This is a genomic window from Streptomyces sp. ISL-87 (assembly GCF_018614095.1).
Lineage (GTDB): Bacteria > Actinomycetota > Actinomycetes > Streptomycetales > Streptomycetaceae > Streptomyces.
Genome location: NZ_JAGGOY010000012.1, coordinates 82,180 through 107,226 on the forward strand (window position 1 = coordinate 82,180; position 25,047 = coordinate 107,226).

Here is a 25,047-nt window from a genome sequence, read left to right on the forward strand (position 1 = left end):
CCGGCCACGGCACTAGCGGCACCGCCGCGGCGGGCCGGCGGGGCAGCGGGGCCCCGGGGGGGACCGGCAGGCGGCAGGGGCTGCGGCCCCGTTAGGGGGTGGCCGGTTCGGTCAAGGGGAGGTTCAGGGGGAGGTCCTGGGTGATGTGGACCGCGTCGGGGCTTAGGTCCGCGGGGGTGGGCATGGCCGTGCCGGGGAGTTGGGCCGCCGCGGCGCCGTGTGCCAGGGCGCAGGCGAGGGCCTCGGCGCCGGCCCCGTCCGCGATCAGGAAGCCGGCCAGAGAGGCGTCTCCCGCGCCGACATCGCTGCGGACCGCGGAAACCGGAGCCGTGCCGTAGAACGTGCCCGCGGCGCAGGCCAGGAGTTGGCCGTCCGCGCCGAGGGAGGCCAGCACCGCACCCGCGCCCCGCGAGCGGAGCTCCCCGGCCGCCTTGACCACATCCGCCAGGTTTGACAGCGGCCGGCCCACCGCTGCCGCGAGCTCCGACACGTTCGGCTTGATCACGTCCGGGCGGGCCGGCAGCGCCGCCAGCAGCGCCGGGCCCGAGGTGTCCAGCGCGATCCTGGCCCCCGCCTCGTGGGCCCGGACGACCAGGTCCGCGTACCACTCGGGCCGCAGTCCGCGCGGGAGACTGCCGCAGCAGGCGATCCACGCTGCGCGGTCGGACCACGTCCGGACGGTGTCCAGCAGGAGCGCGGATTCCTCCGGGGTGAGTTCCGGACCCAGCGCGTTGATCCTGGTCAGTGTGCCGTCCGGCTCGACGATCGAGATGTTCGAGCGGGTCTGCCCCGCGATGGAGACCGCCGTGACGTCCACGCCCTGCGCTCCCAGCAGTTCGGCGATCAGCGCGCCCGGGGCGCCGCCGAGCGGGAGGACTGCCGTCGTGCGGACGCCGGCCGCCGCGATCGCCCGGGAGACGTTGACTCCCTTGCCCCCGGGGTCGACCCGGTCGCTCGTGGCGCGCACTACCTCGCCGCGGCCGAGCGAGGGGACCTCGTACGTCCGGTCGAGCGAGGGGTTGGGCGTGACGGTGAGGATCATACGAGCACAACTTCCGTACCGGCGGCCTGGATCGCCGCCTTGTGGTCAGGGGTCAGGGCGGAGTCGGTGATGAGGAGGTCCACGTCCGCGAACCGGCCGAAGCGCGCGAAGTGCTCCTGGCCCGCCTTCGCGGAGTCGGCCAGCAGGACCACCCGCCGGGCGGCGGCCATCGCCGCCCGCTTGACGGCCGCCTCCGCGAGGTCGGGCGTGGTCAGGCCGCCCTCCGCCGAGAAGCCGTTCGTGGCGAGGAAGGCGACGTCGGCGCGGATCTCGGCGTACGCGCGCAGCGCCCAGGCGTCGACGGCGGCCCGGGTACGGTGCCGGACGCGGCCGCCGACGAGGTGGAGGTCGATGCCGGTGTGGCCGGCGAGCCGGGCGGCGACGGGCAGCGCGTGGGTGACCACGGTGAGCGCGGTGTCGATGGGGATGGCGGCGGCGAGGCGGGCGACGGTGCTGCCGGCGTCGAGGACGATGCTGCCGCCGTCGGGGAGTTCGGCGAGGGCGGCGGCCGCGATGCGGTCCTTCTCGTCGGGGGCGGTGGCCTCGCCCTCGGTGAGGTCGGGCTCGAAGTCGAGACGGCCGGACGGGATGGCTCCGCCGTGCACCCGGCGGACCAGACCCGCCCGGTCGAGCGCCTTGAGGTCGCGGCGTACGGTCTCGGCGGTGACCTGGAACCGGTCGGCGAGGGAGAGCACATCGACCCGGCCCGCCTCGCGGGCGAGGCGGAGGATGTCCTGCTGGCGTTCCGGTGCGTACATGGGCGTGTCCGGCTCTGTGGATTGCCCCCATACCGTACGCCCATATCGGGGCAAGAACAAAGCAAACGGGCATGCCCACCAACACAAGTGGACATGCCCGTCGAGCTGGTCGAGCAAATATGTGTGGAGTTGTACGAGGTGCTACGCGGCCGGTTCGACCGCCGCGGTGCCGCCCTCGCGCTGGTCCATCGGGACCGCCTTGCGCGGCAGCATGAACATCACCGCGAAGATCACGGCCAGGACGGCCACGCACCACCACAGCGCGGTGCGGAACGCCTCGACGTACGGCGGCCCGAAGACCAGGTCGTCGTCGATCGAGCCGAAGTAGACGACGGAGGTCAGGGCGAGGCCCAGCGCGTTGCCCATCTGGCCGGTGGTGTTGATCAGGCCGGAGGCCGAGCCCGCGTGCCGGCGCGGCACCTCGGACAGCACGGTGTCGGTCAGCGGCGCGATGATCAGGCCCATGCCGAGGCCCATCACGATCAGCGGAGCGGCCATCTGCCAGGAGGCGATCTCCATGCCGTAGTGCTCGGACTCCCAGATGTAGAGGATCAGGCCCGCCGCCATGATGAGCACGCCGGCCTGGAGCACCTTGCGGCCGAAGCGGGGGACGAGCTTCTGTACGGACATGCCCGCGGCGGCCGAGACGGCGATCGAGAACGGGATGCCGGTGGTGCCGGCCCGCAGGGCGCTCCAGCCGAGGCCGAACTGCATGTAGAGCGTCCAGACCAGGAAGAAAATGCCGGTCGCGATGCCGAAGGTCAGCTGGACGGCGATACCGCCCGCGAAGCTCTTGACCTTGAAGAGGGAGAGCTCGACCAGCGGGGACCCGTCCTTGCGGATCTTGTACTGCTCGTACCTGATGAAGCCGATGAAGACGAGCGGCGCGGCGATCATGCAGGCGAAGCCCCAGACCGGCCAGCCGTTCTCGCGGCCCTGGGTGAGCGGGAAGATCAGCATGATCAGGCCGAGGGTGGCGAGGACGACGCCGACCAGGTCGAGGCGCAGGGCGTGCGGGGCCTTGGACTCGGTGATGAACTTGCGGCCCAGGATCAGGGCGGCGATGCCGACGGGCAGGTTGATCAGGAAGATCGGGCGCCATTCGAGGCCGGCGATGTTCCACTCGGTGAGCAGCGCGCCGAGCATCGGGCCCGAGACGGCGCCGAGGCCGACGATCGCGCCGAACATGCCGAAGACCTTGCCGCGCTCGTGCGGCGGGAAGGTCACATGGATGATCGCCAGCACCTGGGGGACCATCATGGCCGCCATCGCGCCCTGGAGGAGGCGGGAGGCGACGAGCACGGACGGGTTGGCGGCGATGCCGCAGAGCAGCGAGGCGGCGGTGAAGCCGGCGATGCCGATGAGGAAGAGGCGCTTGCGGCCGTAGATGTCACCGAGGCGGCCGCCGGTGATCAGGCCGGCGGCGAACGCGAGGGCATAGCCGGCGGTGATCCACTGGATGGCGCTGGTGGAGGCCTCCAGGTCCTGGCGCATGCTGGGTATCGCGATGTTGACGATCGTGACGTCGACGAGGTCCATGAAGGCCGCGGTCATCACGATGGCGAGCGCCAGCCAGCGGCGGCGGTCGGCGGGTGAGTCTGGGGTGCGCTCGCTGTCTTGGGTGCGCTGTTCGTTCCGCTCTTCTTGTACGGGCCCGTTCTTTCTTTCGGGCGATGTCTGGGACGTCTCGGTGCTCATGGAGAGAAACGTAGACGGCATGTAGGTCAGTTGGTGTCCTATTTCGCTGGCAACCTGGAATGCATGAACGACACCCCGGCGCGGCTGCTCACCCTGCTGTCACTGCTCCAGACCCCGCGCGAATGGCCCGGCAGCGAGCTGGCGGAGCGGCTGCGGGTGAGCGCCCGTACGATCCGGCGCGACATCGAGCGGCTGCGGGACCTCGGGTATCCCGTGGAGGCCACGCTGGGCGCGGAGGGCGGGTACCGGCTGGTCGCGGGGGCGGCGATGCCGCCGCTGCTGCTCGACGACGAGGAGGCGGTGGCCATCGCGGTGGGGCTGCGGGCGGGGGCCGGGCATGCGATCGAGGGGGTCGAGGAGGCGTCCGTACGGGCCCTCGCGAAGCTGGAACAGGTCCTTCCGGGGCGGCTGCGGCGGCGGGTGGGCGCGCTGCAGTCCGCGACGGTGGCGTTGACGCGGGGGGACGGGGCGAGCGTGGACCCACGGACGCTGACGACGATGGCTTCGGCTGTGGCGGGGCCGGAGCGGCTGCGGTTCGCGTACCGGGCGGGGGACGGGGTGGACTCGCGGCGGCTGGTGGAGCCGTACCGGCTGGTGAGCACGGGGAGCCGGTGGTACCTGGTGGCGTATGACCTGGAGCGGGAGGACTGGCGGACGTTCCGGGTGGACCGGGTGAGCGAGCCGTTCGCGACGGGGGCGCGGTTCGCTCCGCGGGAGCTGCCGATGGATGCGGTGGCGTTCGTGGAGCGGGGGTTGCGGGGTGGGGAGGTGTACGGGGTGGATCTGGCCTTCGCCGTGCCGGTGGGGGAGCTGCCGGAGTGGTTGCGGGGGAAGGCGGCGCCGGAGCCGGGTGGGGGGTGCAGGGTGCGGTTCGAGAGTGGGGACGCGCCGGAGTGGCTGGTGGCGCGGCTGGCGTTGACGGGGCTGGAGTTCAGGGTTCTCGCGCCGGTCGCACTGGCGGAGAGTGCGGGGGTTCTTGGGGCCCGGCTGGTCGCTGCCGCGGGTTTGTAGGTGCCCTGCGGGGCTGGTCCCCTACCCGCCCTTCCACCTCCCCCAGACTCCGTCCGGGGGGACCCCACCCGGGCTCCGCCCCAGACGCCGCGCCTCAAACCCCGGCAGGGCTTAAAGATCCTGGGGCTCCGCCCCGGACCCCGCGCCTCAAACGCCGGCGAGGCTGGAGTGGGTGGCCGGATATGTGGGAGCCCCCGGCGCCTGGGGGGGATAGGTGCCGGGGGCTCGTTCGGGGGGCGGTCAGGCCACGGCGTCGAAGCCGGTGTCGCGGGCCATGCGCTTCAGTTCCAGCAAGGCGTGCTTTTCGATCTGGCGGATGCGCTCGCGGGTCAGGCCGTGCTGCTTGCCGACCTCCGTCAGAGTGCGCTCGCGGCCGTCGTCGATGCCGTACCGCATCTTGATGATGGACGCGGTGCGCTGGTCCAGCTTGCCGAGCAGGTCCTCCAGCTCCTCGCTGCGCAGGAGGGACAGAACGGACTGTTCCGGGGAGATCGCGGAGGTGTCCTCCAGGAGATCGCCGAACTGGGTGTCGCCCTCGTCGTCCACGGACATGTTCAGGCTGACCGGGTCGCGCGCCCAGTCCAGCACGTCGCCCACGCGCTTCTCGGTCGTCTCCAGCTCGACGGCGATCTCCGCGTGCTCCGGGTCGCGGCCGTTCTCGCGGTTGAACTCGCGCTGCACCCGGCGGATCCGGCCGAGCTCCTCGACCAGGTGGACGGGGAGGCGGATGGTGCGGGACTGGTCGGCGATGGAGCGGGTGATGGCCTGGCGGATCCACCACGTGGCGTACGTGGAAAACTTGAAGCCCTTGGCGTAGTCGAACTTCTCGACCGCGCGCACCAGGCCCGCGTTGCCCTCCTGGATGAGGTCGAGCAGGGGCAGGCCGCTGCGCGGGTAGCGGCGGGCGACGGCGACGACCAGGCGGAGGTTGGAGCGGATGAAGATTTCCTTGGCGCGCTCTCCCTCGGCGGCCAGGGCCTCCAGCTCCTCGCGCGCCGGGGTCTTGCCCTTGCGCTCTATCACGCCGTCGAGGATCTGCTGGGCGTAGACGCCCGCCTCGATGATCTGTGAGAGCTCTACTTCCTTGGCAGCGTCGAGCAGCGGAGTGCGCGCGATCTCGTCCAGGTACATGCCGACCAGGTCGCGATCGGCGATTTCCCCGCCCACAGCGCGGGCGCTGCTCGTGGACTGACGACGGGCGACGGCGCGGGTTGCCATGCGTGCTCCCTTGCGAAGTGTTCGGTCGCGGTGCGGCTGCTGGACGCCTCCGATACGGGTGGTGTGTCGGCGATGCGTCCCCGGACACTCTCCCGAGTGCCCGCTTCCGAAGGAAACAACGACTGGAATCGGGACAGAATTCCCACACCGTTCCCTCTTTCCCGGAGCCGTGCAGTATCCTGCCCCGCCAACCCCCGCACAGGGAGGAAGCGGATGCCGCCGGACCCCGAAGAAGTGCAGGTCAGACACGGGATGGCGGTCGGCCTGGAGGTTCGCACGGGCCTTTATGGGCCCTTCACACCTGAGAGCGCCGTCACATCCGACGCGGTCGCTTTGATCCCGGAACAGCGCCGGCTCAGCCGAACTGGAGGGAGCGCTTGGACAGGCCCATCCAGAAGCCGTCCACCGGGGTGTGGGCCGAGGTCAGGTCGGCTTCGGCGGCGCCGAGGGCGACGAAGAGGGGGGCGAAGTGCTCCGTGCGGGGGTGCGCGAGGCGGCCCGCCGGGGACTTGTGCTCGAAGTCCAGGAGGGCGTCCACGTCGGAGGCGGCCAGGGCTTCGCGGCCCCACGCGTCGAACTCCGCGGACCAGGCGGGGACACCCGAATGCCGGAGCGCGGCCAGGTTGTGCGTGAAGAAGCCGCTGCCCACGATCAGGACGCCCTCGTCCCGCAGCGGGGCCAGCTTGCGGCCGATGTCCATCAGGCGGGCCGGGTCCAGCGTGGGCATGGAGATCTGGAGGACCGGGATGTCGGCCGCGGGGTACATCTCCACCAACGGGACGTACGCGCCGTGGTCGAGGCCGCGGTCCGGGATGTCCTGGACGGGGGTGCCGGGGGCCCGGAGGAGCCCCCGCACCGACTCGGCCAGTTCGGGGGCGCCGGGGGCGTCGTAGCGCACCTGGTAGTAGTGCTCGGGGAAGCCCCAGAAGTCGTGGACCAGCGGGACCGGTTCGGTGGCGCCGAGGGCGAGCGGGGCCTCTTCCCAGTGGGCGGAGACCATCAGGATCGCGCGGGGCCGCGGGAGGTTCGCGGACCAGGCGGCGAGCTCTGCGGGCCAGACCGGGTCGTCGGCCAGCGGGGGTGCGCCGTGGCTCAGGTACAGGGCCGGTATGCGGGTCACAGGGCCGGTCACGGGCGCTCCTCGGTTGTCGGTGCGGGACGCAGGCCGCGGGCCGCCTGAACGGGCCTCGTCAACAGGACTCGTAAAGAGGCCTTGTAAACAGACTAACCCCGCTTCGTTCAAATTTGAACGAAGCGGGGTCCGCAGTCATTCCCTCAGGTCCGGGCCCGGGTCAGTGGGCGATCACCGGGATCTTCACCTCTGCGTCGGCGATCGCGCCGCTACCGTCGCCGGAGGCGACCGGACCGGCAGCGCCCGGGCGGCCGGTTGTGATCAGGGTGAAGGCGATGAGCGAGCTGGTCACCAGGATGCCGACCGCCCACCAGATGGCGGAGGAGTAGCCCTCGACCATGGCCTGGGCCTGCACCAGCTTCGCCGCCGGGCCGCCCGCCGCGACCGCGGCGGCGTGGTCGGCCAGGTACGCGGTGGTCGCCGAGGCGGCGATGGTGTTCAGCAGCGCGGTGCCGATGGCGCCGCCCACCTGCTGCGAGGTGTTGACCATGGCGGAGGCCACGCCGGCGTCGGCCGGGTTCACCCCGTGCGTGGCCAGGGACATGGCCGGCATGAAGGCCGTACCCATGCCGAGGCCGAGCATCAGCTGCGCCGGCAGGATCAGCGCCGGGTACGACGACCCGACCTCGAGCTGGGTCAGCAGCAGCATGCCGGTGGCGGCCAGCAGGAAGCCCGGGGCCATCAGCAGCCGCGGCGCGACCCGGGTCATCAGCCGGGCGCCGATCTGGGTGGAGCCCGTGATCATGCCCGCGATCATCGGCAGGAAGGCGAAGCCGGTCTTGACGGGCGAGAAGCCCTTCACGACCTGGAGGTAGTACGTCAGGAAGAGGAACAGGCCGAACATCGCGATGACGGCCAGGCCGAGGGAGAGGTAGACGCCACCGCGGTTGCGCTCCAGCAGGACGCGCATCGGCAGCAGCGGGGACTTGACCACCAGCTCGACGCCGGCGAAGGCCGCGAGCAGCACCACCGAGGCGATGAACATGGTGATGGTCAGGCCGTCCGACCAGCCCGCCGACTCGGCGCGGGTGAAGCCGTACACCAGGGAGACCAGGCCGAGCGTGGACAGGGCCACGCCGGGGATGTCGAGCGGTGCGCGGTTCCGGCCGCCGGCCGGCTCGCGGATGATCAGCCAGGCGCCCATGGCGGCGACGATGGCGAACGGAATGTTGACGAAGAAGGTCCAGCGCCAGTTGAGGTACTCGGTGAGGAACCCGCCGAGGATCAGGCCCACGGCGCCACCGCCACCGGCGATCGCACCGTAGATGCCGAAGGCCTTGGCGCGCTCCTTGGCGTCGGTGAACATGACGGCCAGCAGGGAGAGCGCGGCCGGTGCGAGCAGCGCGCCGAAGGCGCCCTGGAGGGCGCGGGCGCCCAGCATCATCGCCTCGCTGGTGGCGGCGCCGCCGAGCGCGGAGGCCAGGGCGAAGCCGATGAGGCCGACGACGAAGGCGTTCTTGCGGCCCCACTTGTCGGCGATGCGGCCGCCGAAGAGGAGCAGTCCGCCGAAGGCCAGCGCGTACGCGGTGATGACCCACTGACGGTTGCCGTCAGAGATGCCGAGGTCGGTCTGGGCGGACGGGAGGGCGATGTTCACGATGGTGGCGTCGAGGACGACCATCAGCTGGGCCAGGGCTATGAAGACGAGCGCCTTCCAGCGGCTGGGGTCGGCAGCCAGCGGCGGTGTCGCGGCTGTTTTTGACATGGAGGTACCCACTCACTGTGCGGAATGACTGAAAAATGACTGAAAGAGATAAGAGGGCGACGTTACGTGGCGTTACGTGGCGTTACGTGGCGTTACGTGGCGTTATGTTGCATACGTGGCGTTACATGGTTTTCCGCCTCAGGACCGCGAGGGTGACCGCCGCGCCCGGCAGTGCGGAGCGGGCCGGAGCCCGCAACCCGTCGAGGAACAGCTGGAGATGACGGTGGACGAAGCGGTCCGCGTCAAGGCATGCGGTGCCGGGGAGGGGCCGGCTGAGCTGGGACAGGGCGACCATCAGGTCACCGACGCCGATGTCCGTGCGGAGCATTCCGGTGTTCTGGCCGGTCGTCAGCAGGGTCTCGACGGATTTCTCCAAGGCGGTGCGGGCCGCGAGGAGTTCGGGGTGGTCGTGGTCGAAGCCGTCCGCGAGCATGGGGCACAGGGCGCCCATCCGCTCGTCCGCCGCGGCGTGCGTGAAGCGGCACAGCGCGGCGAAGGCGTCGGGCTCCTCGGCGAGGGAGTCGTCGGCGATCGCGGCGACCCGGTCCATGACGTAGAGCACCACGTGGTGGACGAGGGTGGCCCGGTCGGAGAAGTGGCGGTAGAGGGTGGCGTTGCCGACGCCGGCCCGGCGGGCGATCTCGTCGAGCGGGGCCTCGGCGCCGAACTCCACGAACATCTCGCGGGCCGCGGCCAGGATCCGCTCGCGGTTGCGCACCGCGTCGGCGCGGGGCCGCGGGACCCGGGAGTTCACATCGGGCGCGGAAGGCGCGGCCGTCGGCGTGGCGGTGGAGCTCTTCATCTCCGGGGCCTCCCTGGCGCTCGTACGCGTACCGCCCGCCCCAAACGGGGAGCCGGTCCCCGCTTAGCGGGACTCACGTACAAACGGGGATTCGGTCCCCGGTTATTTCACTCTCCGGCGTGACCTGGGTCATATCACCGTTCCCGTTCGGCCGCTCTCGGCGCGCGGGCGTGTCGCAACCGTCGGAGGGTGATCGCACAGAGCGCAGACCGGACCCGGCCGGCTGCCGCGGACCCGAAGGCGATCTCCATGCCGCAGACCCGCCACCGGATACGCAGACCATGCCGCACCAGCGCGTACATCGGCCTCACCGCGCTGGCCCTCGGCGTCACGGCGACCGCGAGCACCGGGATATCCACCCGCAGCCATTCCGCGGCCGGACCCGTGGCCACGACCGCCGAGTCCGCGCTCGCGCCCTGCCGGATCGCCGGCACGATGGGCGTGCAGATGTCCGAGGGCCTGCCGACCCCGCCCGGGTACTCCCGCTCGACCGGCGAGATCCTGGCGCTGAACCTGATGATCGACTTCCCGGACGCCAAGGGCGAGGGCACGGCCGTGGACCGGCTGGCGGAGTTCTTCCCCCAGACAGCCGACTGGTTCCGGACCAGCTCCTACGGCCGGCTGACCTACCGCGCCGAGGCCCCCATACGGAGCTGGCTGCGGATGCCGATGCCGTTCTCGGCGTACGGGATCGAGCGCGGATCCGCGTACGAGCCGGGCTACCGGCAGCTCGTCGAGCACATCGTCAAGGCCGCCGACTCCGAGGTGGACTTCAGCCGGTACGACCTGGTCAACGTCCTGGTCACGCCTAACGCCGGGCCCTCCGCCCTGGACACCGTCCTGTCGGTGACCTTCTCGGGCAACGCCGAGGCGCCGACGGCCGACGGGGTGCCGCTCGCCAACACGTCCTTCGTCTACAGCCGGCAGGACGACGGCTCGGGCTCCTACCGGGAGACCGGCTACCGGGTGCTCCCCCACGAGAACGGGCACGTCTTCGGACTGCCCGACCTGTACACCGCCGACGGGGGCGGCGCGGTCGGGCACTGGGACATCATGAGCGAGGACTGGGGCGCCAGCAACGACCTGATGGGCTGGCACAAGTGGAAGCTGGGCTGGCTGGACAGTACGCAGATCAGCTGCGCCGCGAAACCGGGCGTCAGCGACCACACCCTGTCGCCGCTGGCGGTGGAGGGCGGCACGAAGCTGGCCTTCATACCGCTGTCGGAGAGCTCCGGGTACGCGGTGGAGGTGCGGACCCGTGCCGGGAACGACGAGGCCGTCTGCAAAGCCGGCGTGCTCATCTACAAGGTGGACTCCGACGTGGACACCGGGCGCGGCCCGGTGACCGTGTCGGACAGCGCGAACGCCAGCGGCGGCTGCACCCGGCGGGCCAATGTCCACGCGGAGCTGTCGGACGCGCCCTTCAAGCCGGGTGAGACCTTCACCGACGAGAAGGCGGGCGTCAGCGTCTCGGTCGTGGGCGAGCTGCGCGACGGCAGCTACCAGGTCCGGGTCACCCGCCCCTGACACCGTCCAGGCGTTCCCCGGCCCGCGCCAGGACGTGGGCGGGCGGCTGGACGTCCGGGCCCAGCACCGGGTCGGTGACCGGCGCGCCCCACGCCGTGGTCACCGGCAGCACCCCCGCCCACAGGCCGAGCTCGGCGTCGGGGCTGTCGCCGTCGTCGGGCGGGCCCGAGCGGGTCTTCACCGAGGCCTCGGTGAGGTCGAGGGCCAGCAGGGAGGTCGCGGCCAGCTCCTTGCGGCTGGGCCGGCGGGCGTAGTCCCACTGGCCGGGGGCGCACTGCTCGGTCAGTGCGCGCAGCCCGAGGAGCTTCTCGTCCGGGTCGGTGACGACGCGCGGGACTCCGTACACCATCGCGCAGCGGTAGTTGACGCCGTGCTCGAAGACCGAGCGGGCCAGCACCAGCCCGTCGACGTGCGTGACGGTGACGCAGACGGTCGCGTCGGGGGCCTGGACCAGGCTGCGGCTGGCCACCGAGCCGTGCAGGTAGAGGGTGTCGTCGGCGACGCCGTACGCGGTGGGCACGACCATCGGCGTGCCGTCCACGGACACCCCCAGATGGCAGAGGAAACCCGCCGCCAGCACGGCGTCGAGGTCGGCGCGGCGGTGGCTGCCCTTCTCGCGCATCCGCCGCAGCGTGGTGCGCTCGGTCACCTGCAGGTAGGTCATGGCTTTCCTTCCGTCATCGTGGGTGTCGTCTTTCCGCGGTGGTCCGGGGGCACCGTGGTCAGGCCAGCGCGGCCGCGGCCTCGGGGGCGGTGCGGCGGGCGACCAGCGAGGCGCAGATCTCCCCGGCGCGGACGGCGGCCATGGAGAGCAGGTTCCCGGTGATGCCGTGGGTGTGCTCGGTCCCGCCCTGAAGGTAGACGGCGGCCTCCAGCGAGGGGTCGGTTTCCACCCGGTAGTCGCGGCGGATGCTCAGCCGGCCGTCGCCGTCGCGCAGGCAGGCGTCGGACAGCTCGCCGAGCAGCGTGCGGGGATCCGGCTCGGTGTAGCCCGTCGCGTACACGATGGCGTCGGCGGTGAGCCGCTCGGTCACACCGGTCGCCTGATTGCGCACGTGGACGCCGAGGCCGTCGGCGTCCTGGTCGAGCCCCTCGACCCGGGAGGTGTTGAGGATGCGCAGGCGCTCCTCGCCGCGCACCTTCTCCTGGTACGAGCGGCGGTACAGCTCGTCGATGAGGTCGATGTCCACCACGCCGTAGTTCGTGTTGCGGTGGTAGTCCATGAGCCGGTCGCGGACGGCGGCGTCCGCGCCGTGGTAGAGGTCCACCGCCTCGGGGTCGAAGAAGCGGTTGGCGTACGGGCTGTCGTCGGCGGGGCTGTAGCCGTAGCGGGACAGGACGGCGCAGACCTCGGCCCCGGCGAAGGTGCGGTGCAGGTGGTCGGCGACCTCGGCGGCGCTCTGTCCGGCGCCGACGACGACGAAGCGGCGCGGCTCCCGCTCGGGGAAGCGGTCCAGGCGGTGCAGGAACTCGCTGGAGTGCCAGACGCGTTCGGAGGACTCGATGCCGTCGGGGAGCTTGGGGACCAGGCCCGTGCCCAGGACGAGGTTGCGCGCCCGGTACGTCGCCGTGCCGGAGCCGGCCGCGCCGAGCGCCGTCACGTCCACCTCGACGATCCGGCCGTCCGCGTCGGCGCCCGCGCCGGTCGCCGGGCGGACGGCGCTGACCTCGATCCCGTAGTTGACCATGTGGTCCACGCCGTCGGCGCACCAGCCGAGGTAGTCGTGGAACTCCTCGCGGGAGGGGAACAGCACCTTGTGGTTGATGAAGTCCACCAGGCGCCCGCGGTCCTGGAGGTAGGGCACGAAGCCGAAGCGGCTGGTCGGGTTCCGCATCGTCGCGAGGTCCTTGAGGAAGGAGACCTGCATGGTGGCCCCTTCGAGGAGCATGCCGCGGTGCCAGCCGAAGACGGGCTGCTTCTCCAGGAAGATCGCGGTCAGCCGGTCGTCCGGGGCGGCCGACTCGTTGTACTCCTCGATGGCGATGGCGAGGGCGAGGTTGGCGGGTCCGAAGCCCACGCCGACGACGTCGTAGACGGGGGTCTGCGGGTCGGACGCGTAACGGGAAGTCATCGTGCAAAGGCCTTTCGGTGGAGGAAGTTCAGGTGGGCCGCCAGGTGGCAGCCCAGAGCCAGCAGTACGGCGATCAGCAGGCCGGTGCCCGCGAAGGCCAGGAAGCCGGCCGAGATCAGGAGCGTGACCACGGCGGTGGCCCGCAGCGCGGGGGCGGCGGCCTCGGCCTTCAGCGCGGCCGCGGCGGCCACGATGTACAGCAGGAGGAAGCAGCTGCTGGTGGTGATGAGCGCCAGCTCCACGCCGGCGCCGGTGGCGGCGAGCAGGCCCAGTACGCAGACGTATGCCGCCGCCAGCACGACCAGCGGACGCGCGGGGCGCGCGGTCAGCGACCGCGGCAGGACGCCGTCCCGGGCCGCGGACCCCAGCAGCCGGGAGGCGCCGAGCACCCAGGCGTTGGTGGCGATCACCGCGAGGCCGAGGGCCAGCAGGTCCCCCGCCACCGCGCCGGCGCCGCCCAGGGACGCGCCGAGCAGCGCGGTGATGACCAGCGGGTCGTCACCGGGTACGGCCAGGTAGGCGGCGGTGACGGTGACGTACAGCAGGCCGACGACCGGTACCGCGTAGCGGATCGCGCTGCGGTAGGACCGGGCCGGGTCCTCGACCTGTTCGGCCAGGGTCGAGACGTTCTCCCAGCCCAGGAACGAGAAGAACGCGATGACGACGGCCGTGCCCACGCCGCCCCAGCCTGCGCTGAGGAACGGCGTGTACGCGGCCGCGTCCATGTGCGGTACGGCCAGCAGCACCGCGCCGCCGAGCCCGGCCAGCAGCACGACCAGCGACGCCGCCTGGATCCGGGCGCCGACGGTGACGCCGAGCAGCGTGAAGCCGGTCGACAGCAGCATGAAGGCGGCGGCGACGCCGTAGAGCACGGTGTCCGAGGCGTCCGGGACACCGAGCAGGTGCAGCAGGCTGCGGGCCGAGACCACGCCCATCACGGGGTTGCCGATGGCGTACGTGACCAGCAGCAGCCGTGACGCGGTGCGGCCGTGGCGGGGGCCGAATCCCGCCTCCACCATCGAGCCGAGGCCCGCGGCGTCCGGGCTCCGGGCCGAGATCTCGGCGAAGAAGCGGGCGAAGGGGTACGAGGCCACGGCGAGGGCCACCCACGCCAGCAGGGCCGCCGGCCCGGCCTGTGCCTTGGTGAGGCCGGGAACGAGGAGGATGCCGGTGCCGACGATGCTGCTGACGTAGAAGACGACCAGGGCGGGCACTCCGATCCCCTTGGTCGTGCGGGCCGGCGGCGAGTCGAGGGCGTCGAGGGCATCCGTCATGCGAGCCCGTCCGAGCCGGGCGCCTGCGGGCCGGGGGTCTCCCGGCCGAGGGCGTCCAGGACGTGGGCGGCGACCTGCTCCGCGGCCGCGGGGGCCGTCTTGAACCCCGAGCCGGACCAGCCGGCGGCGAGCACGATCCGGCTGTCGGGCGACTGCCGGCCCAGGAACGGGCGGCCGTCGCGGGTGTACAGGTCGACGCCGTGGCGGCCGGACAGGAATTCCGCCTCGGCGAGCCAGGGCCAGCGGTGGGCGGCGCCCTCGCGGATGTGCTCGGCCTGCTCGGGGGTGATCGCGTCTCCCCCGCCGGACGGCACGTCCCACTCGTCCACCGGGCGGCCGACGAGGTAGCCGCCGGCGGCCGGGCCGGTGAGCTGGGGGCGGCCCCAGACACCGGTGACGAGGTCGGCGACGGCCGGCAGGCCCTGGCTGCCGGCGTGCCGGAAGAAGGCGTAGCGGATCCGCTTGGTACGCGGGGCCGCGACGGCCTCGGCCGCGGCGCTGGTGCCGGTGCCGGTGCCGGTGCCGGGCAGCGGTTCCAGGCTCCGCCAGGCGCGCTCGTTCTCGCCCGACAGGTCGGCCGGGACTCCCGCCGAGAGGCGGTGGCCCCTGATTCCGGGCGTGCCGGGACCGGCGGCCAGCACCACGGCCCGCGCCGTGATCTCGCCCTGTTCCAGGACGATCCGTACGAGGTCGGTGCCCTCCCGCTCGATCCGGCGGACCCGGCCGGGCAGGACGACGGCCCCGTGCGCGCAGGCCCGGTCCCGGTAGCCGCGCGCCGCGGTCGCCGGCTCGGCGTAGCCACCGGCCGGCTCCCACACCGCGCCGGCCACGTCGTGGGAGGCCATGCCCGGGAAGCGGGTGCGCAGTTCGCCCGGAGTGAGGAGGACGGCTTCGACGCCCTCGCCGGTCAGCTCGGCGATGCCCTTCTCGGCCTCGGGCAGGTCGGCGTCGCCGAGGAGTACGAGCGAGCCCGTGCGCCGGTGGCCGTTGGGGATCGGGCCGCCGTCGGTCAGGCCCCAGGACAGGTCGTGGCTGCGCAGGGCGAGGCCGCGCAGGACCGGATCGGCGTCGAAGGCCCGGACGAGGCCGCCGGAGTGGGTGGTCGCGGCCGGGTCGGCGGCGGAGGGCGCGGTCATGCCGACGCGCAGGCCCTGCCGGGCCAGGACGTCGGCCGTGGCGGCGCCGACGACGCCCGCGCCGATGACGAGAACGTCGTACGCCTTCCCGCGGTGCTCCTCGGCGGATACGGCAGGTACGGCAGGTACGGCAGGTACGGCAAGTGCCGCCTCAGTGTCCGGTACGCCGGGGGCGGCGACCGGGGTCACCTCCCAGCCCGCGCCGGACGGGCCGAGGACGGGCTCGCCCTCCGCCGTGAAACTGCGGCCTGGGTGGGCGCGCAGGGCCGCCAGTACGTCCGGACCCGCGTGGGACGGCGCCGAGGCCAGGGCCCCGGCGGCCGCGGCGAAGGCCGAGTCGACCTGGGCGGCCGCGCCTCCGTGCAAGCGGGCCACGAAGGCCTCGCCCGCCACGTCCCCGAGGAGTTCGGCGAACTCGTCGACGGCGCAGTCGTCCGTGAAGTACAGCGCCCCCTCGAATCCGGCCTTCCGCCGGGCGCGGGCTTCGCGGGCCGCGCCCGCGTGGGTGCCGCAGACGACCAGCGCGGTCGCCGTGATGGCGGACCCGGGCTCGGCCGCGGTGACGCGGAGGGTGTCCTCGGGCAGGACCAGGAGCAGCTGCGCGAGCACCGCTCCGTACGTACTGCCGTCGTCGGCGACCGCCAGGTGGGTGTGGCCCGCCCAGCGGATCTCCTCGCGCAGCGCGGCGAGCTGGGCGAGGTCGTCCGGGCACCAGCGCAGGGCTTCGCCCGCCGTGCCCGCCAGCAGCTTGGGCGCGGTGGCGAGGGGCAGGAGCACCGGCAGGCCGGCGGCCCGGTAGACCGGGAGGGCCGCGCGGGCGCCGGCACTGTTGAAGTGGCCGACGACCAGGGCGTAGCGGCCGTCGGCGACGACCGCCTCGGCGACGGAGCGGGCCGCCGTCGCTTCCCCGCGGTCGTCGTGGAGGTCCCAGTGGACCTCGGCGTGGGCCGCGGCGCCGCGTTCGAGGAGCTCGCCCCAGGCGGCGCGCGGCCCGGAGAAGGGGCCGACGACCGCGGCGCGCACACCGGGCGTGCCGGTCACACCGGTCGGGTCAGCCACTGAACACCGCCTCCGTGGGGACCCCCAGCGGGGTCCCGACGGCCGGCGTGCGCAGCGCGTCCGCGTCGACCGGGCGCCCGGCGGGCACGCCGAGCAGCGCCGCGAGCCGGTCCGCGCCGAACGGCAGCACGGGGGCGGCCCAGGCGGCGAGCGCCGAGGCGGCGGCGAGCTGGGCGGCCAGGGCCGCCCGGTGGGCGGCGGCGCCCTCGGGGCGGTCCCGCTCGTGGCTGTGCACATGCCCGAAGTCGTCGGCGAGGCCCACCACTTCGTCGAGCAGGGCGACGGCGCGGCGGGCGTCGAACCCGGCGGCCGAGTATGCCTCGCGCAGTTCGCCCGCCGTCCGGGTCAGCCGCTCGCGCAGCCGCTCCCAGGCCGGGCCCTGCGGCTGCTCGGCTGGGACGGCCCCGTCGCAGTCCTCGGCCACGGAGGTCAGCAGCCGGTGCAGCCAGCCGTCCCAGTGCTCGGCGAGCCGGGCGCGGCTGTGCGCCAGGGCGGCGGAGGTGAAGCTGGTCTGACGGCCGTTGGGCCGGTCGGAGAGCACGTGGTAGCGCAGTACGTCGGCGCTGGTGCGGGCGAGTTCCTCGTGGGCCCAGATGGCGTGGCGGCGGCTGGTGGAGAACTTCAGGCCCTCCAGCCGGTAGAACTCGTTCACGATGAAGGCACTGGGCAGCGGCGCCGCGTCCGGCTCCGCCGCGTCCGCCAGGTAGGCGGCCGGGAAGAGCAGCGCGTGGAAGTACCCGTTGTCGAAGCCGAAGAACTGGACCGGGCTGGGGGCGGGCCGGCCGGTGCCGCACTTCTCCCACTCCAGCAGGTAGCCGGGGGCCATCTCGAACCAGACGTAGACGCGCTGGTCGCGGAAGCCCTCCACGGGCACCGGGACGCCCCATTCCGAGGGGTGGCTGACGGCGATCTCGGGCAGGCCCTCGGCGCGCATCCGCTCGCACAGGGCACGCAGGTGCGGCGGCATGTCGACGCGCTGCCAGAAGGCGTCGAGCTGCTCCTCGAACGGGGCGAGGGGGAAGTAGAGCCGCTCGCAGTCGCGGAGTTCGGCGGGTGCGCCGCAGCCGGTGCACTCGGGGTTGGCCAGGTCCGCGCAGTCGTTGGGCCGGCCGCACGGCTCGCAGGCGTTGCCGTTGGAGCCGGAGCCGCAGTGCGGGCAGTCGCCCTTGAGGTAGGCCTCGTAGAGCCAGCGCTCGCAGCCGGTGCAGTACGGCAGCGGCCGGGTGCGGGCGACGATGTGCCCCTGGTCGTAGAGGCGCTGGACGAAGTCCTGGACGTACGCCGTGTAGCCGGCGTCGCGCCGGGGGCGGACGATCGCGTCGAACGCGGCGCCGGCCTGGCGCCAGACCGACTCGATGGACTCGCCGTAGCGGTCGGCGACTTCCTCGCCCTTGAGCCCGCCGTCCTTGAGGCCGCGCACGGGCACGTAGCTCTGGTGGTCGTCGAGCCCCGTGGTGTATCGGACGTCGGCTCCGTCGGCGGCGAGGAAGCGGCGCAGCACGTCACCGGCGAGGTAGGGGCCGGCCATGTGCCCGATGTGCAGGTCCCCGTTGGGGGTGGGGGGCGTGGCGGTGATCCACTCGGTGCGGCTCATGCGGAGACCGCCTTGCGCTCGTGGAGCGGCCAGTAGACCGAGACCCAGGTGAACACGCTGTCGGTCGGGTTGTGCACGATGTGCTCCTGGTTGCGCGGCAGGACGACGAGGTCGCCGGCGGTGCAGGGCTCGTCCTCCTCGCCCTTCAGCGAGACGGTGCCGGACCCGGAGAGGATGATCATGACCTCGTCCTGGTCGTGGCAGTCGGGGTCCGAGCTGGCCCCGGCGGGCAGGAAGCAGGCCATGGCGCCCAGGGGCGGCTCCTCGGCCGAGCCCTGCCACGGGATGAGGCGCTGGCATGCCATGCCGAACTCCTCGGCGGCGGAGCCCTGGTCGATTCGTATCTTGGTGACCACAGGTCAATTCCTTTCGGAAACGGAAACGGGAAGGGGAAACGCGGACGCGGAGGGAAGGGGCGGGGCAGTCGGCGTGATCACCGGTCGCGCAGCTCCAACGTGCAGCACTTGGCGCCGCCCCCGGCCTTGAGCAGCTCGGGGAGGTCGACGCCGATCGGCTCGAACCCGCGGCTCTTCAGCTCGCCGATGAGGTGGGTCGCGGCGCTGGACAGCAGCACGTGCCGGCCGTCGGAGAAGGCGTTGAGCCCGAAGACCTCGGCGTCCTGCGCCGTCGCGATGACGGCGTCCGGGTAGAGCTCCCGCAGCACGGCCTGGCTGCCGGCGGAGAACGCCTCGGGGTAGTACATGACCTCGTCGTCCGAGAGCACCGCGAGTGCGGTGTCCAGGTGGTAGAAGCGCGGGTCCACCAGCGTCAGACCGGTGACCGGGACCCCGAAGAACTCCTGGGCCTCGGCGTGCGAGCGGACATCGGTGCGGAATCCGGTGCCGGCGAGCAGGCGGCGGCCCACGAGCAGGTAGTCGCCCTCGCCCTCGTTGATGTACTCCGGCCACAGGATGTCCGTGTAGCCCTGCTCGCGGAACCAGGAGAGGTAGCCGGGGCCCTCCGCGGTGCGCTCCATGTGCCGGAAGCGCGCGCCGAGGACCTTTCCGTCGACGACGGTGGCGCCGTTGGCCGCGAACACCATGTCGGGGAGTCCGGGCATCGGGTCGATCAGCTCGACGGTGTGGCCGAGCTCGCGGTAGAGGTCGTGGAGGCGGTCCCACTGGAGCTGCGCGCTGTCGCGGTCCGACGGCTTCTCGGGCTCCATCCACGGGTTGATGGAGTAGGTGACGTCGAAGTGGCTGGGCGGGCACATGAGGAGGCGCCTGCTCTTCGCCACCCGCTGCGGCACGGGGGCCGCGGCGGGCTGGGGACGGCCGGCCGGGTTGATGGGCTCCGAGTAGGGCATGGAAGTCTCCTTCTGAGGTGATGAGGAATGAGGCCGTCGAAGGCGCGGGGTGTGCGCCTGCGCCGGCGGGTTCGGCACAGGCCTGGTCGGTTCAGGCCTGGTCGGTTCAGGCCTGGTCGGTTCAGGCCTGGTCGGTTCAGGCCTGGTCGGTTCAGGCCTGGTCGGTTCAGGCCTGGTCGGTTCAGGCCTGGTCGGTTCAGGCCTGGTCGGTTCAGGCCTGGTCGGCACAAGGCGGTTCGGCACAGGCCGGTGCGGCACAGGCCGGTTCGGGCGTGCGTGGGGGCTGCCGCTCAGTCCGCCACGTCGAAGACGCCGGCGCGATTGCGCTCCTGGAGGTACTGGAGATCGGCCAGGAGGGTCGCCTCGTCCGGGTGCCGCAGGAGGACCGCGGCGCCGCCGCCCTCGCCCACCGTCCGCTGGACGCGTTCGCCGGGGGCGGGCATGAAGAGGTCACCGCTGTACGAGGTGAGGCGCCGTACCTCGTCCAGGCCGCGGAATCCCGTCAGGGTGCCGCCGCGCTGGACGATGAACGCGTAGTCGGCCACGAACCCGTCCGGGGTCTGCGCCGCGTCCCCGCTCTGGCCGGCGACCCCCAGGAGGCCGCAGAGCCTCGGCAGGGGTTCGCCCGCGATGCGGTAGGCGTACTTCACCACCTTGACCCGGTCGTCGCCGCTCAGCACCGCCTCGAAGCAGACGGGGCCGCCGCGCACACCCGATGCGGTGACCAGCGTCTGCAACGCCTGCTCCAGCAGCTTGACTTCGAGCGAGCCGGGAAGGGCGTTCACCACAGCGGTGAGCAGCATGCGCGGGCCCTCGTCCAGGCTGAAGCACCGCCAGGTGTCGGTCAGCCGCAGCTCCCCGTCGACGACCACGCCGTTGGCGAAGTACGGCGTACCGGGAACGAAGTCGTGGACGATGACCCGGCCGCCGCCCTCCCAGAGCCCGGCGAGCTCCTCCGGCGCGACCGGCTGTCCCGGGCGGGAGAAGAGCGCGGACCCCGTGTTGGCGGTGAACTCCGGCCGCAGCACCTTGGTGGTGTCGCCCTGCTCCTCCAGATACCGGGAGAGGGCGAGCGGGTCGGAGAACACGGCCGTCTCGAAGGCCAGGTCCGGATCGGCGGCCCGTACGGTCTCGTGCTGGACGACTTTGCTGTCCGTCACGGGGACACCGCCGGTTCCGCGCTCACCCGGAAGGCGGCCGCGGTCAGGCGGATGGCCTCCTCAACGGCGCTGGTGGACGGGCCCCGGAACCGGAACCTGCCGCCCACGTGCTCGTAGTAGGAATCCGCCTCCGGCAGCACCTCGCCCGGGGTCAGCAGCGCCTCTGCGTACGGGCCCGGCTGCCGGCCGACCATCGGGGTGACTTCGGTGATCCGGCAGGGCCGGCTCTCCGGCGCGGGGACGAGCAGCCAGCCGGCCGTCTCGCCGCCGCTGCCCGGGGACTGGGCCTGGGCTTCCGGTACCGGCGGCAGGCCCAGCTGGTTGCGGAACGCCGTCGCCATCAGGTCCCGGCCGTGCACCTCCCGCCACAGCAGCGGGATCTCCGCACCGCCCACCCGGGCCCCGACCTCCAGGAAGGAGCAGGTCCGGGTGGCCGGGTCGAGGAAGACCTCAAGGTGGAACACGGTCGGCCGGTCCGTCAGCGCACGCAGCACGCGCACGGCGAAGGCGGCGACGGCCGCGCTGGTCTCCGGGTCGCTCTCCTCCACCGAGCCCAGCACCCCGCCGCCGCGGAACTCCAGGCAGTTGTTCAGGTAGCGGGAGGCCCGGACGACGGTCAGCTCCCGGCCGTCGAAGGATCCGTCGACGTGGAAGATCGGATGCGGGTTGAACGCCTGCACCATGCGCGGCTCACCGGCGAAGGACACCCCTGCCAGGTCATCCGGTCCGTCGAGGCGGACGACACCGGCGCTGGAGCTGCCGATCAGCGGCTTCACGATCACCGGCCAGCCGCTGCCCGCGGCGAAGTCCAGGACCGCCCGGCCGTCGGGCGCCGGGGCGAAGGAGGGTACGTCGACCCCGCTCGCGGCCACCCGGGTCGCCATCAGGAACTTGTCCCGGAAGGGCAGCAGCTGCTCCTCCCGAGGCCCCGGAACCCCCCACTCCGCCCGGAGGGCGGCGCCGGTCAGGAGGTCGTCCTCCTTCAGCGCGACGATGCGGTCCGGTGCCCCGTGGCGCTGCGCCAGTGCGTCGACCGCCTTGCGCACCTCGGCCAGATCGTCGGTGGCTTCGACGACGGCCACCTCGGTGGCGCCCTCCGGTATCGAGGAGCGGCCCACCTCGGTGCTCACGTAGGTGACGCGGTGTGCCCGGTGGTCGAGGTAGCGGGCGTAGTCGGCGTAGTGCTCGCGCCAGCGGTTGACGACGACGACGTGCGAGGACGCGGCGAGTTCGGCGCTGTTCATTCCTGCTCGCCGTCCGCCGCGAGCGCGTAGAAGCCCGGGCCGTCGAGGTAGCGGATGGTGTTGGCGTCGCGCAGCACGGTCTCCTCCGACTCGTGCAGGAGCGTGACCATGAGCGGGTAGCCCATGTCGTTCACCGTGGGGTGGATCGGCTGTCCCGGCTGGAGGGCGCCGCGGACGTCGTTGAAGCTCTCCAGGGCCTCCAGCTCGTCCATGTGCGGGAATCCGGCGAAGACGCCCTCGACCGGCGAGACCAGCGTCACCGAGGCCATGAACGGGCCCTTCGGGTAGTCGGTGCCGCAGCGCTCCAGGAAGCGCTCGGGGTCGAGGTAGGCGGCCGCGGCGAGGTCGAGCTGGGACTCCCCGAGCGTCACCTGGGCGTAGTGGGGCAGGTTGCCGCCGCAGATGCGGGCGCCCATCTCCACCAGGACCGGCCCGCGGCTGGTCATCTTGACCTCGACGTGGGCCGGGCCGTGCTGGATGCCCAGCGCGTCCAGGACCCCGGCGGCGTACGCGGCCAGCTGGTCCTGCACCTCGCCACGGCGCTGCATCAGGTACGCGGCGTCGACGAGGTCGATCACGCCGTTGGCCGAGATGCGGGTGGTGCGCCAGATGTCGGTGACGTGGTGGCGCCCGTTCAGGCTCACCGTGTTGACCATGTACTCGGTCCCGCGCAGGTACTCCTGGGCGACGACACCCGTGTTGACGTCGGAAAAGACGTTGGTGGCGCCGACGAGCCTGTCGAAGGCGGCTGCGGACTCCTCGGGCGTATCGCAGAAGAAGATGCCGTCACCGGCGGCGCTCCGCAGCGGCTTGACCACGATGCGGCCGCCGACGGAGCGGTGCCACTCGGCGAGCTCCTCGGCCGAGGAGGGCTTGCTCTGGTACGCGCCGGCCAGCCCGGCTGCCTTCACCGTTTCGATCTGTACGTACTTGTCCCGCCGGGCCTCGCTGAGCCCCACCCCGTTGGTGGGCAGGCCCAGTTCGCTGCTGAGCGCGTCCGCGAACTCGACGCCCACCTCGCCGCCCGCGACGACGGCAACCGGGCTGTACGCGGCGACGGCGTGGGCGGTGGCGGCGAGGTCCCCGCCGTGCACGATGTTGTCCACGTAGTCGTCCAGGCTGAACGAACCTTCGTAGACCTTCGGGATCTCCCGGGTGCTCTGGACCCGCACGAGGGTCGCACCGGCCTTGCGGAACTCGTCGGCGAGCAGCTTGGTCGGCGCGTACGAGTCGACGATGACGACATGCAGTGGAGCGGACATCTCTACCTCTCTTGGGGGACGGGCTGAAGAGCCGGCTCGGCGCCCTGTGGGGCGGTGGCCGGCTCGGGGCGGCTGCGCACCACCGCCAGGGCGAGGACCGCGACCACGGCCCCCAGCGCACCGGTCACGGCGAAGGCGGCCACGGAGCCGGAGGCGTCGTAGGCCGCTCCCGCGAGGGGGGCGCCCAGGGCGCTGCCAGCGCTGATCGCGGCGCCGTAGATGCTCATGACCGTGGCCCGGTTGCCCTTGCCGGACAGTTCGCTGGCGGCGGTGGCCGTCGAGGCGAACACCGGCGAGTACAGGACGGCGGTCGGGATGACGGCCACGGCGAGCAGCCACCAGTGCCCCACCAGCCCCAGGGGCAGTACGGACAGGCTCAGCAGCCCGGTCGCCAGCGCCACCGGCATGCTGCGCGGCAGCGCGCCGAAGACCAGGCCGCCGGCCACGGAGCAGATCCCGGACAGGAGCAGGATCAGGCTCGTCCACTCGATCTTGCCTTCGGAGCGGAGCGTGGCCACGATCGCCACCTCGTAGCCCGCGATGATGGCGCCGGACGCCAGGGTGCAGGCGAAGACGGTGATCAGGGGGAGGGTCAGCCAGTTGAGCCCGGTGGTCTTCACCGGCTCGGGGCCGGCCTCGGACGCCTCGTTCTCCGGCTCCTTGTCCTTCTCCATCTGCGGGTTGCGCAGTACGAGCGCGAGGTTGCTGACCACCAGGGCCGTGCCGAGGCCGAGCAGCGCGGCCTCGGTGGACACCTGGGTCGCCGCCGCCACGGCGAGGGCGGGGCCGCCCATGTAGGACAGCGAGGAGAGGGTGGAGTCCAGCGCGAAGGCGGTGTGCCGGTGCTCCTCCGGAACCAGGCCCGCGATCGCGAGGCGGATCACCGTCGAGCCGGGGACCAGTACCAGCCCCGACAGCAGCGCTCCGGCCACGAACACGGGGAAGGACATCAGCGGGGCCAGGCCCCAGAACGCCCCCTGGCCCAGGACCGCGATCAGCAGCATGGCCCGGAGCCCGCGCCGGTCGATGAACCGGCCCTGGAAGGGCGCGCCGATGGTCACGCCCGTGGTCCAGGCTCCCGCCACCAGGCCCGCCTGCCCGTAGCCGTGGTCGAGGCCGAGGGCGACGTGGAGGGTCAGGACGACGGGGATGGCCACGACCGGCAGCTTGGCCAGCAGGCCGAGCAGCAGCACCGAGCGGAAGCCCGGGACGCCCAGCACCTGGCGGTACTTGTCACGCCACATCGGGGCTGCCTTCGGGCGCGGCGGGCGCGGCGGGCGCGGCGGGCGCGGCGGGGGCGGCGGGCGCGGCGGGCATCGACTCGAAGCCGAAGGTGCGGATGAAGCAGTCGCGGGGCTGGCCGACGGCGAAGAGGATGCAGTCGAGCAGCGACTGGGCCGTGAGCTCGGTCCCCGGACCGCGGTCGGTGCTCTCCCAGTCCGCACTCAGCGGGTCCACGTTGCGGAAGTCCGGCGGGTACAGCGAGATGACCCGCACGCCCTGCGGGCGCAGCCGCTGGGACATGATCTCGGCGAAGTTCGCCTGGGCCGCCTTGGCCGCGTAGAACGCCGGGTTGGCCCCGCTGGAGTCGCTGCGGCCGCTCGCCACCATCGAGACGATGTTGACGATGTCGGCCCGCTGCGAGGCGCGCAGCAGGGGCAGGAAGTGCTTGGTCATCAGCACCGTGCCGGCGCCGCCCGAGGTGATCGTGGCCATGATCTCGTCGTCGGTGGCCGACTCCAGGTCGAAGCCGTCGAGCCAGCGGGCGCCGTTGTTCAGCAGGATGTCCACCCGGTCCGTGACCCGGCTCACCTGCTCGGCGAACGCACGGACCGACTCCGGCTCGCTCACGTCGCAGGCGAACGCGTGGACCTTGGTGTGGCCGAGCGCGAGGATCTCGTCCCGGGTCGCCTCGGCCGCCTTCAGGCTGCGGGCCGAGAGGAAGACCTCGGCGCCCAGGGCGGCCAGGCGGATCGCCAGCGTCCTGCCGAAGTCGCGGGCCGCACCCGTGACGACAACACGCGTGTTCTTCATATGCGTTGCGTTC

At 72.5% G+C, this 25,047-nt stretch carries 21 protein-coding genes; 2 read left to right on the plus strand and 19 right to left on the minus strand.

Annotation, left to right across the window (positions count from 1 at the left end; genetic code table 11):
* Positions 1-91: 91 nt before the first annotated feature.
* The 3 genes from pfkB to J7I97_RS04320 form a co-directional block, all read right to left on the minus strand.
* Complete coding sequence (pfkB, locus tag J7I97_RS04310; RefSeq protein WP_214931025.1) at positions 92-1,042, minus strand: 1-phosphofructokinase; 951 nt, start codon at positions 1,040-1,042, stop codon at positions 92-94.
* Positions 1,039-1,800 carry a DeoR/GlpR family DNA-binding transcription regulator gene (locus J7I97_RS04315; protein WP_214931026.1) on the minus strand — a complete coding sequence of 254 codons (762 nt, stop codon included), beginning with the start codon at positions 1,798-1,800 and terminating at the stop codon, positions 1,039-1,041. Before J7I97_RS04315 ends, pfkB begins: the two co-directional genes overlap by 4 nt.
* Before the next feature lie 141 nt (positions 1,801-1,941).
* Positions 1,942-3,498 carry an MFS transporter gene (locus tag J7I97_RS04320; RefSeq protein ID WP_214931027.1) on the minus strand — a complete coding sequence of 519 codons (1,557 nt, stop codon included), beginning with the start codon at positions 3,496-3,498 and terminating at the stop codon, positions 1,942-1,944.
* Between the two features lie 63 nt (positions 3,499-3,561).
* On the opposite strand from J7I97_RS04320, the gene J7I97_RS04325 reads away from it, so the two are divergent.
* Positions 3,562-4,509 (plus strand): YafY family protein, encoded by a 948-nt coding sequence (locus J7I97_RS04325; protein WP_214931028.1) that lies wholly within the window; start codon positions 3,562-3,564, stop codon positions 4,507-4,509.
* Positions 4,510-4,749: 240 nt separating this feature from the next.
* Here J7I97_RS04325 and J7I97_RS04330 read toward each other — a convergent pair whose 3' ends face one another.
* The 4 genes from J7I97_RS04330 to J7I97_RS04345 form a co-directional block, all read right to left on the minus strand.
* Complete coding sequence (locus J7I97_RS04330; RefSeq protein WP_214931029.1) at positions 4,750-5,727, minus strand: RNA polymerase sigma factor RpoD/SigA; 978 nt, start codon at positions 5,725-5,727, stop codon at positions 4,750-4,752.
* A gap of 355 nt (positions 5,728-6,082) precedes the next feature.
* Positions 6,083-6,859: a dioxygenase gene (locus J7I97_RS04335; RefSeq protein ID WP_214931030.1), complete on the minus strand. Its 777-nt coding sequence runs from the start codon at positions 6,857-6,859 to the stop codon at positions 6,083-6,085.
* Positions 6,860-7,019: 160 nt separating this feature from the next.
* Positions 7,020-8,564, minus strand: coding sequence for an MFS transporter (locus tag J7I97_RS04340; RefSeq protein ID WP_214931031.1), 1,545 nt, complete (start codon positions 8,562-8,564; stop codon positions 7,020-7,022).
* 121 nt (positions 8,565-8,685) lie between these two features.
* A complete protein-coding gene (locus J7I97_RS04345) occupies positions 8,686-9,366 on the minus strand; it encodes a TetR/AcrR family transcriptional regulator (RefSeq protein ID WP_214931032.1) in 681 nt (226 codons plus the stop codon).
* 249 nt (positions 9,367-9,615) lie between these two features.
* Between J7I97_RS04345 and J7I97_RS04350 the strand changes: the two genes are divergently transcribed.
* On the plus strand, positions 9,616-10,893 hold the full coding sequence (locus tag J7I97_RS04350) for a M6 family metalloprotease domain-containing protein (protein WP_214931067.1): 1,278 nt from the start codon (positions 9,616-9,618) through the stop codon (positions 10,891-10,893).
* Here J7I97_RS04350 and J7I97_RS04355 read toward each other — a convergent pair.
* From J7I97_RS04355 to J7I97_RS04410, 12 genes are all read right to left on the minus strand, one after another.
* A complete protein-coding gene (locus tag J7I97_RS04355; RefSeq protein WP_214931033.1) occupies positions 10,880-11,557 on the minus strand; it encodes a pyridoxamine 5'-phosphate oxidase family protein in 678 nt (225 codons plus the stop codon). The two genes, J7I97_RS04350 and J7I97_RS04355, sit on opposite strands and share 14 nt — an antisense overlap.
* Before the next feature lie 58 nt (positions 11,558-11,615).
* Positions 11,616-12,965 (minus strand): lysine N(6)-hydroxylase/L-ornithine N(5)-oxygenase family protein, encoded by a 1,350-nt coding sequence (locus tag J7I97_RS04360; RefSeq protein WP_214931034.1) that lies wholly within the window; start codon positions 12,963-12,965, stop codon positions 11,616-11,618.
* Entirely contained in the window at positions 12,962-14,239 is a 1,278-nt protein-coding gene (locus J7I97_RS04365) for an APC family permease (protein WP_214931035.1), read from the minus strand. Before J7I97_RS04365 ends, J7I97_RS04360 begins: the two co-directional genes overlap by 4 nt.
* Positions 14,236-16,434, minus strand: a complete 2,199-nt coding sequence (locus J7I97_RS04370; RefSeq protein WP_214931036.1) for an FAD-dependent oxidoreductase — start codon at positions 16,432-16,434, stop codon at positions 14,236-14,238. The genes J7I97_RS04365 and J7I97_RS04370 overlap by 4 nt, the downstream gene beginning before the upstream one ends.
* On the minus strand, positions 16,427-18,028 hold the full coding sequence (locus J7I97_RS04375) for a class I tRNA ligase family protein (RefSeq protein ID WP_214931037.1): 1,602 nt from the start codon (positions 18,026-18,028) through the stop codon (positions 16,427-16,429). Before J7I97_RS04375 ends, J7I97_RS04370 begins: the two co-directional genes overlap by 8 nt.
* Positions 18,025-18,384 (minus strand): cupin domain-containing protein, encoded by a 360-nt coding sequence (locus tag J7I97_RS38110; RefSeq protein ID WP_214931038.1) that lies wholly within the window; start codon positions 18,382-18,384, stop codon positions 18,025-18,027. The genes J7I97_RS04375 and J7I97_RS38110 overlap by 4 nt, the downstream gene beginning before the upstream one ends.
* A 77-nt stretch (positions 18,385-18,461) precedes the next feature.
* The gene (gene ddaH, locus J7I97_RS04385) at positions 18,462-19,334 is read right to left on the minus strand and encodes a dimethylargininase (RefSeq protein WP_214931039.1); all 873 of its coding nucleotides are present in this window, start codon (positions 19,332-19,334) and stop codon (positions 18,462-18,464) included.
* 290 nt (positions 19,335-19,624) lie between these two features.
* Positions 19,625-20,494, minus strand: a complete 870-nt coding sequence (locus J7I97_RS04390) for a hypothetical protein (protein WP_214931040.1) — start codon at positions 20,492-20,494, stop codon at positions 19,625-19,627.
* The gene (locus tag J7I97_RS04395; RefSeq protein ID WP_214931041.1) at positions 20,491-21,738 is read right to left on the minus strand and encodes an acetyl-CoA carboxylase biotin carboxylase subunit family protein; all 1,248 of its coding nucleotides are present in this window, start codon (positions 21,736-21,738) and stop codon (positions 20,491-20,493) included. The genes J7I97_RS04390 and J7I97_RS04395 overlap by 4 nt, the downstream gene beginning before the upstream one ends.
* Positions 21,735-23,000 (minus strand): ATP-grasp domain-containing protein, encoded by a 1,266-nt coding sequence (locus J7I97_RS04400; RefSeq protein ID WP_214931042.1) that lies wholly within the window; start codon positions 22,998-23,000, stop codon positions 21,735-21,737. The genes J7I97_RS04395 and J7I97_RS04400 overlap by 4 nt, the downstream gene beginning before the upstream one ends.
* A gap of 2 nt (positions 23,001-23,002) precedes the next feature.
* Positions 23,003-24,244 (minus strand): MFS transporter, encoded by a 1,242-nt coding sequence (locus J7I97_RS04405; RefSeq protein ID WP_214931043.1) that lies wholly within the window; start codon positions 24,242-24,244, stop codon positions 23,003-23,005.
* On the minus strand, positions 24,234-25,034 hold the full coding sequence (locus J7I97_RS04410; protein ID WP_214931044.1) for an SDR family oxidoreductase: 801 nt from the start codon (positions 25,032-25,034) through the stop codon (positions 24,234-24,236). The genes J7I97_RS04405 and J7I97_RS04410 overlap by 11 nt, the downstream gene beginning before the upstream one ends.
* Positions 25,035-25,047 lie beyond the last annotated feature (13 nt).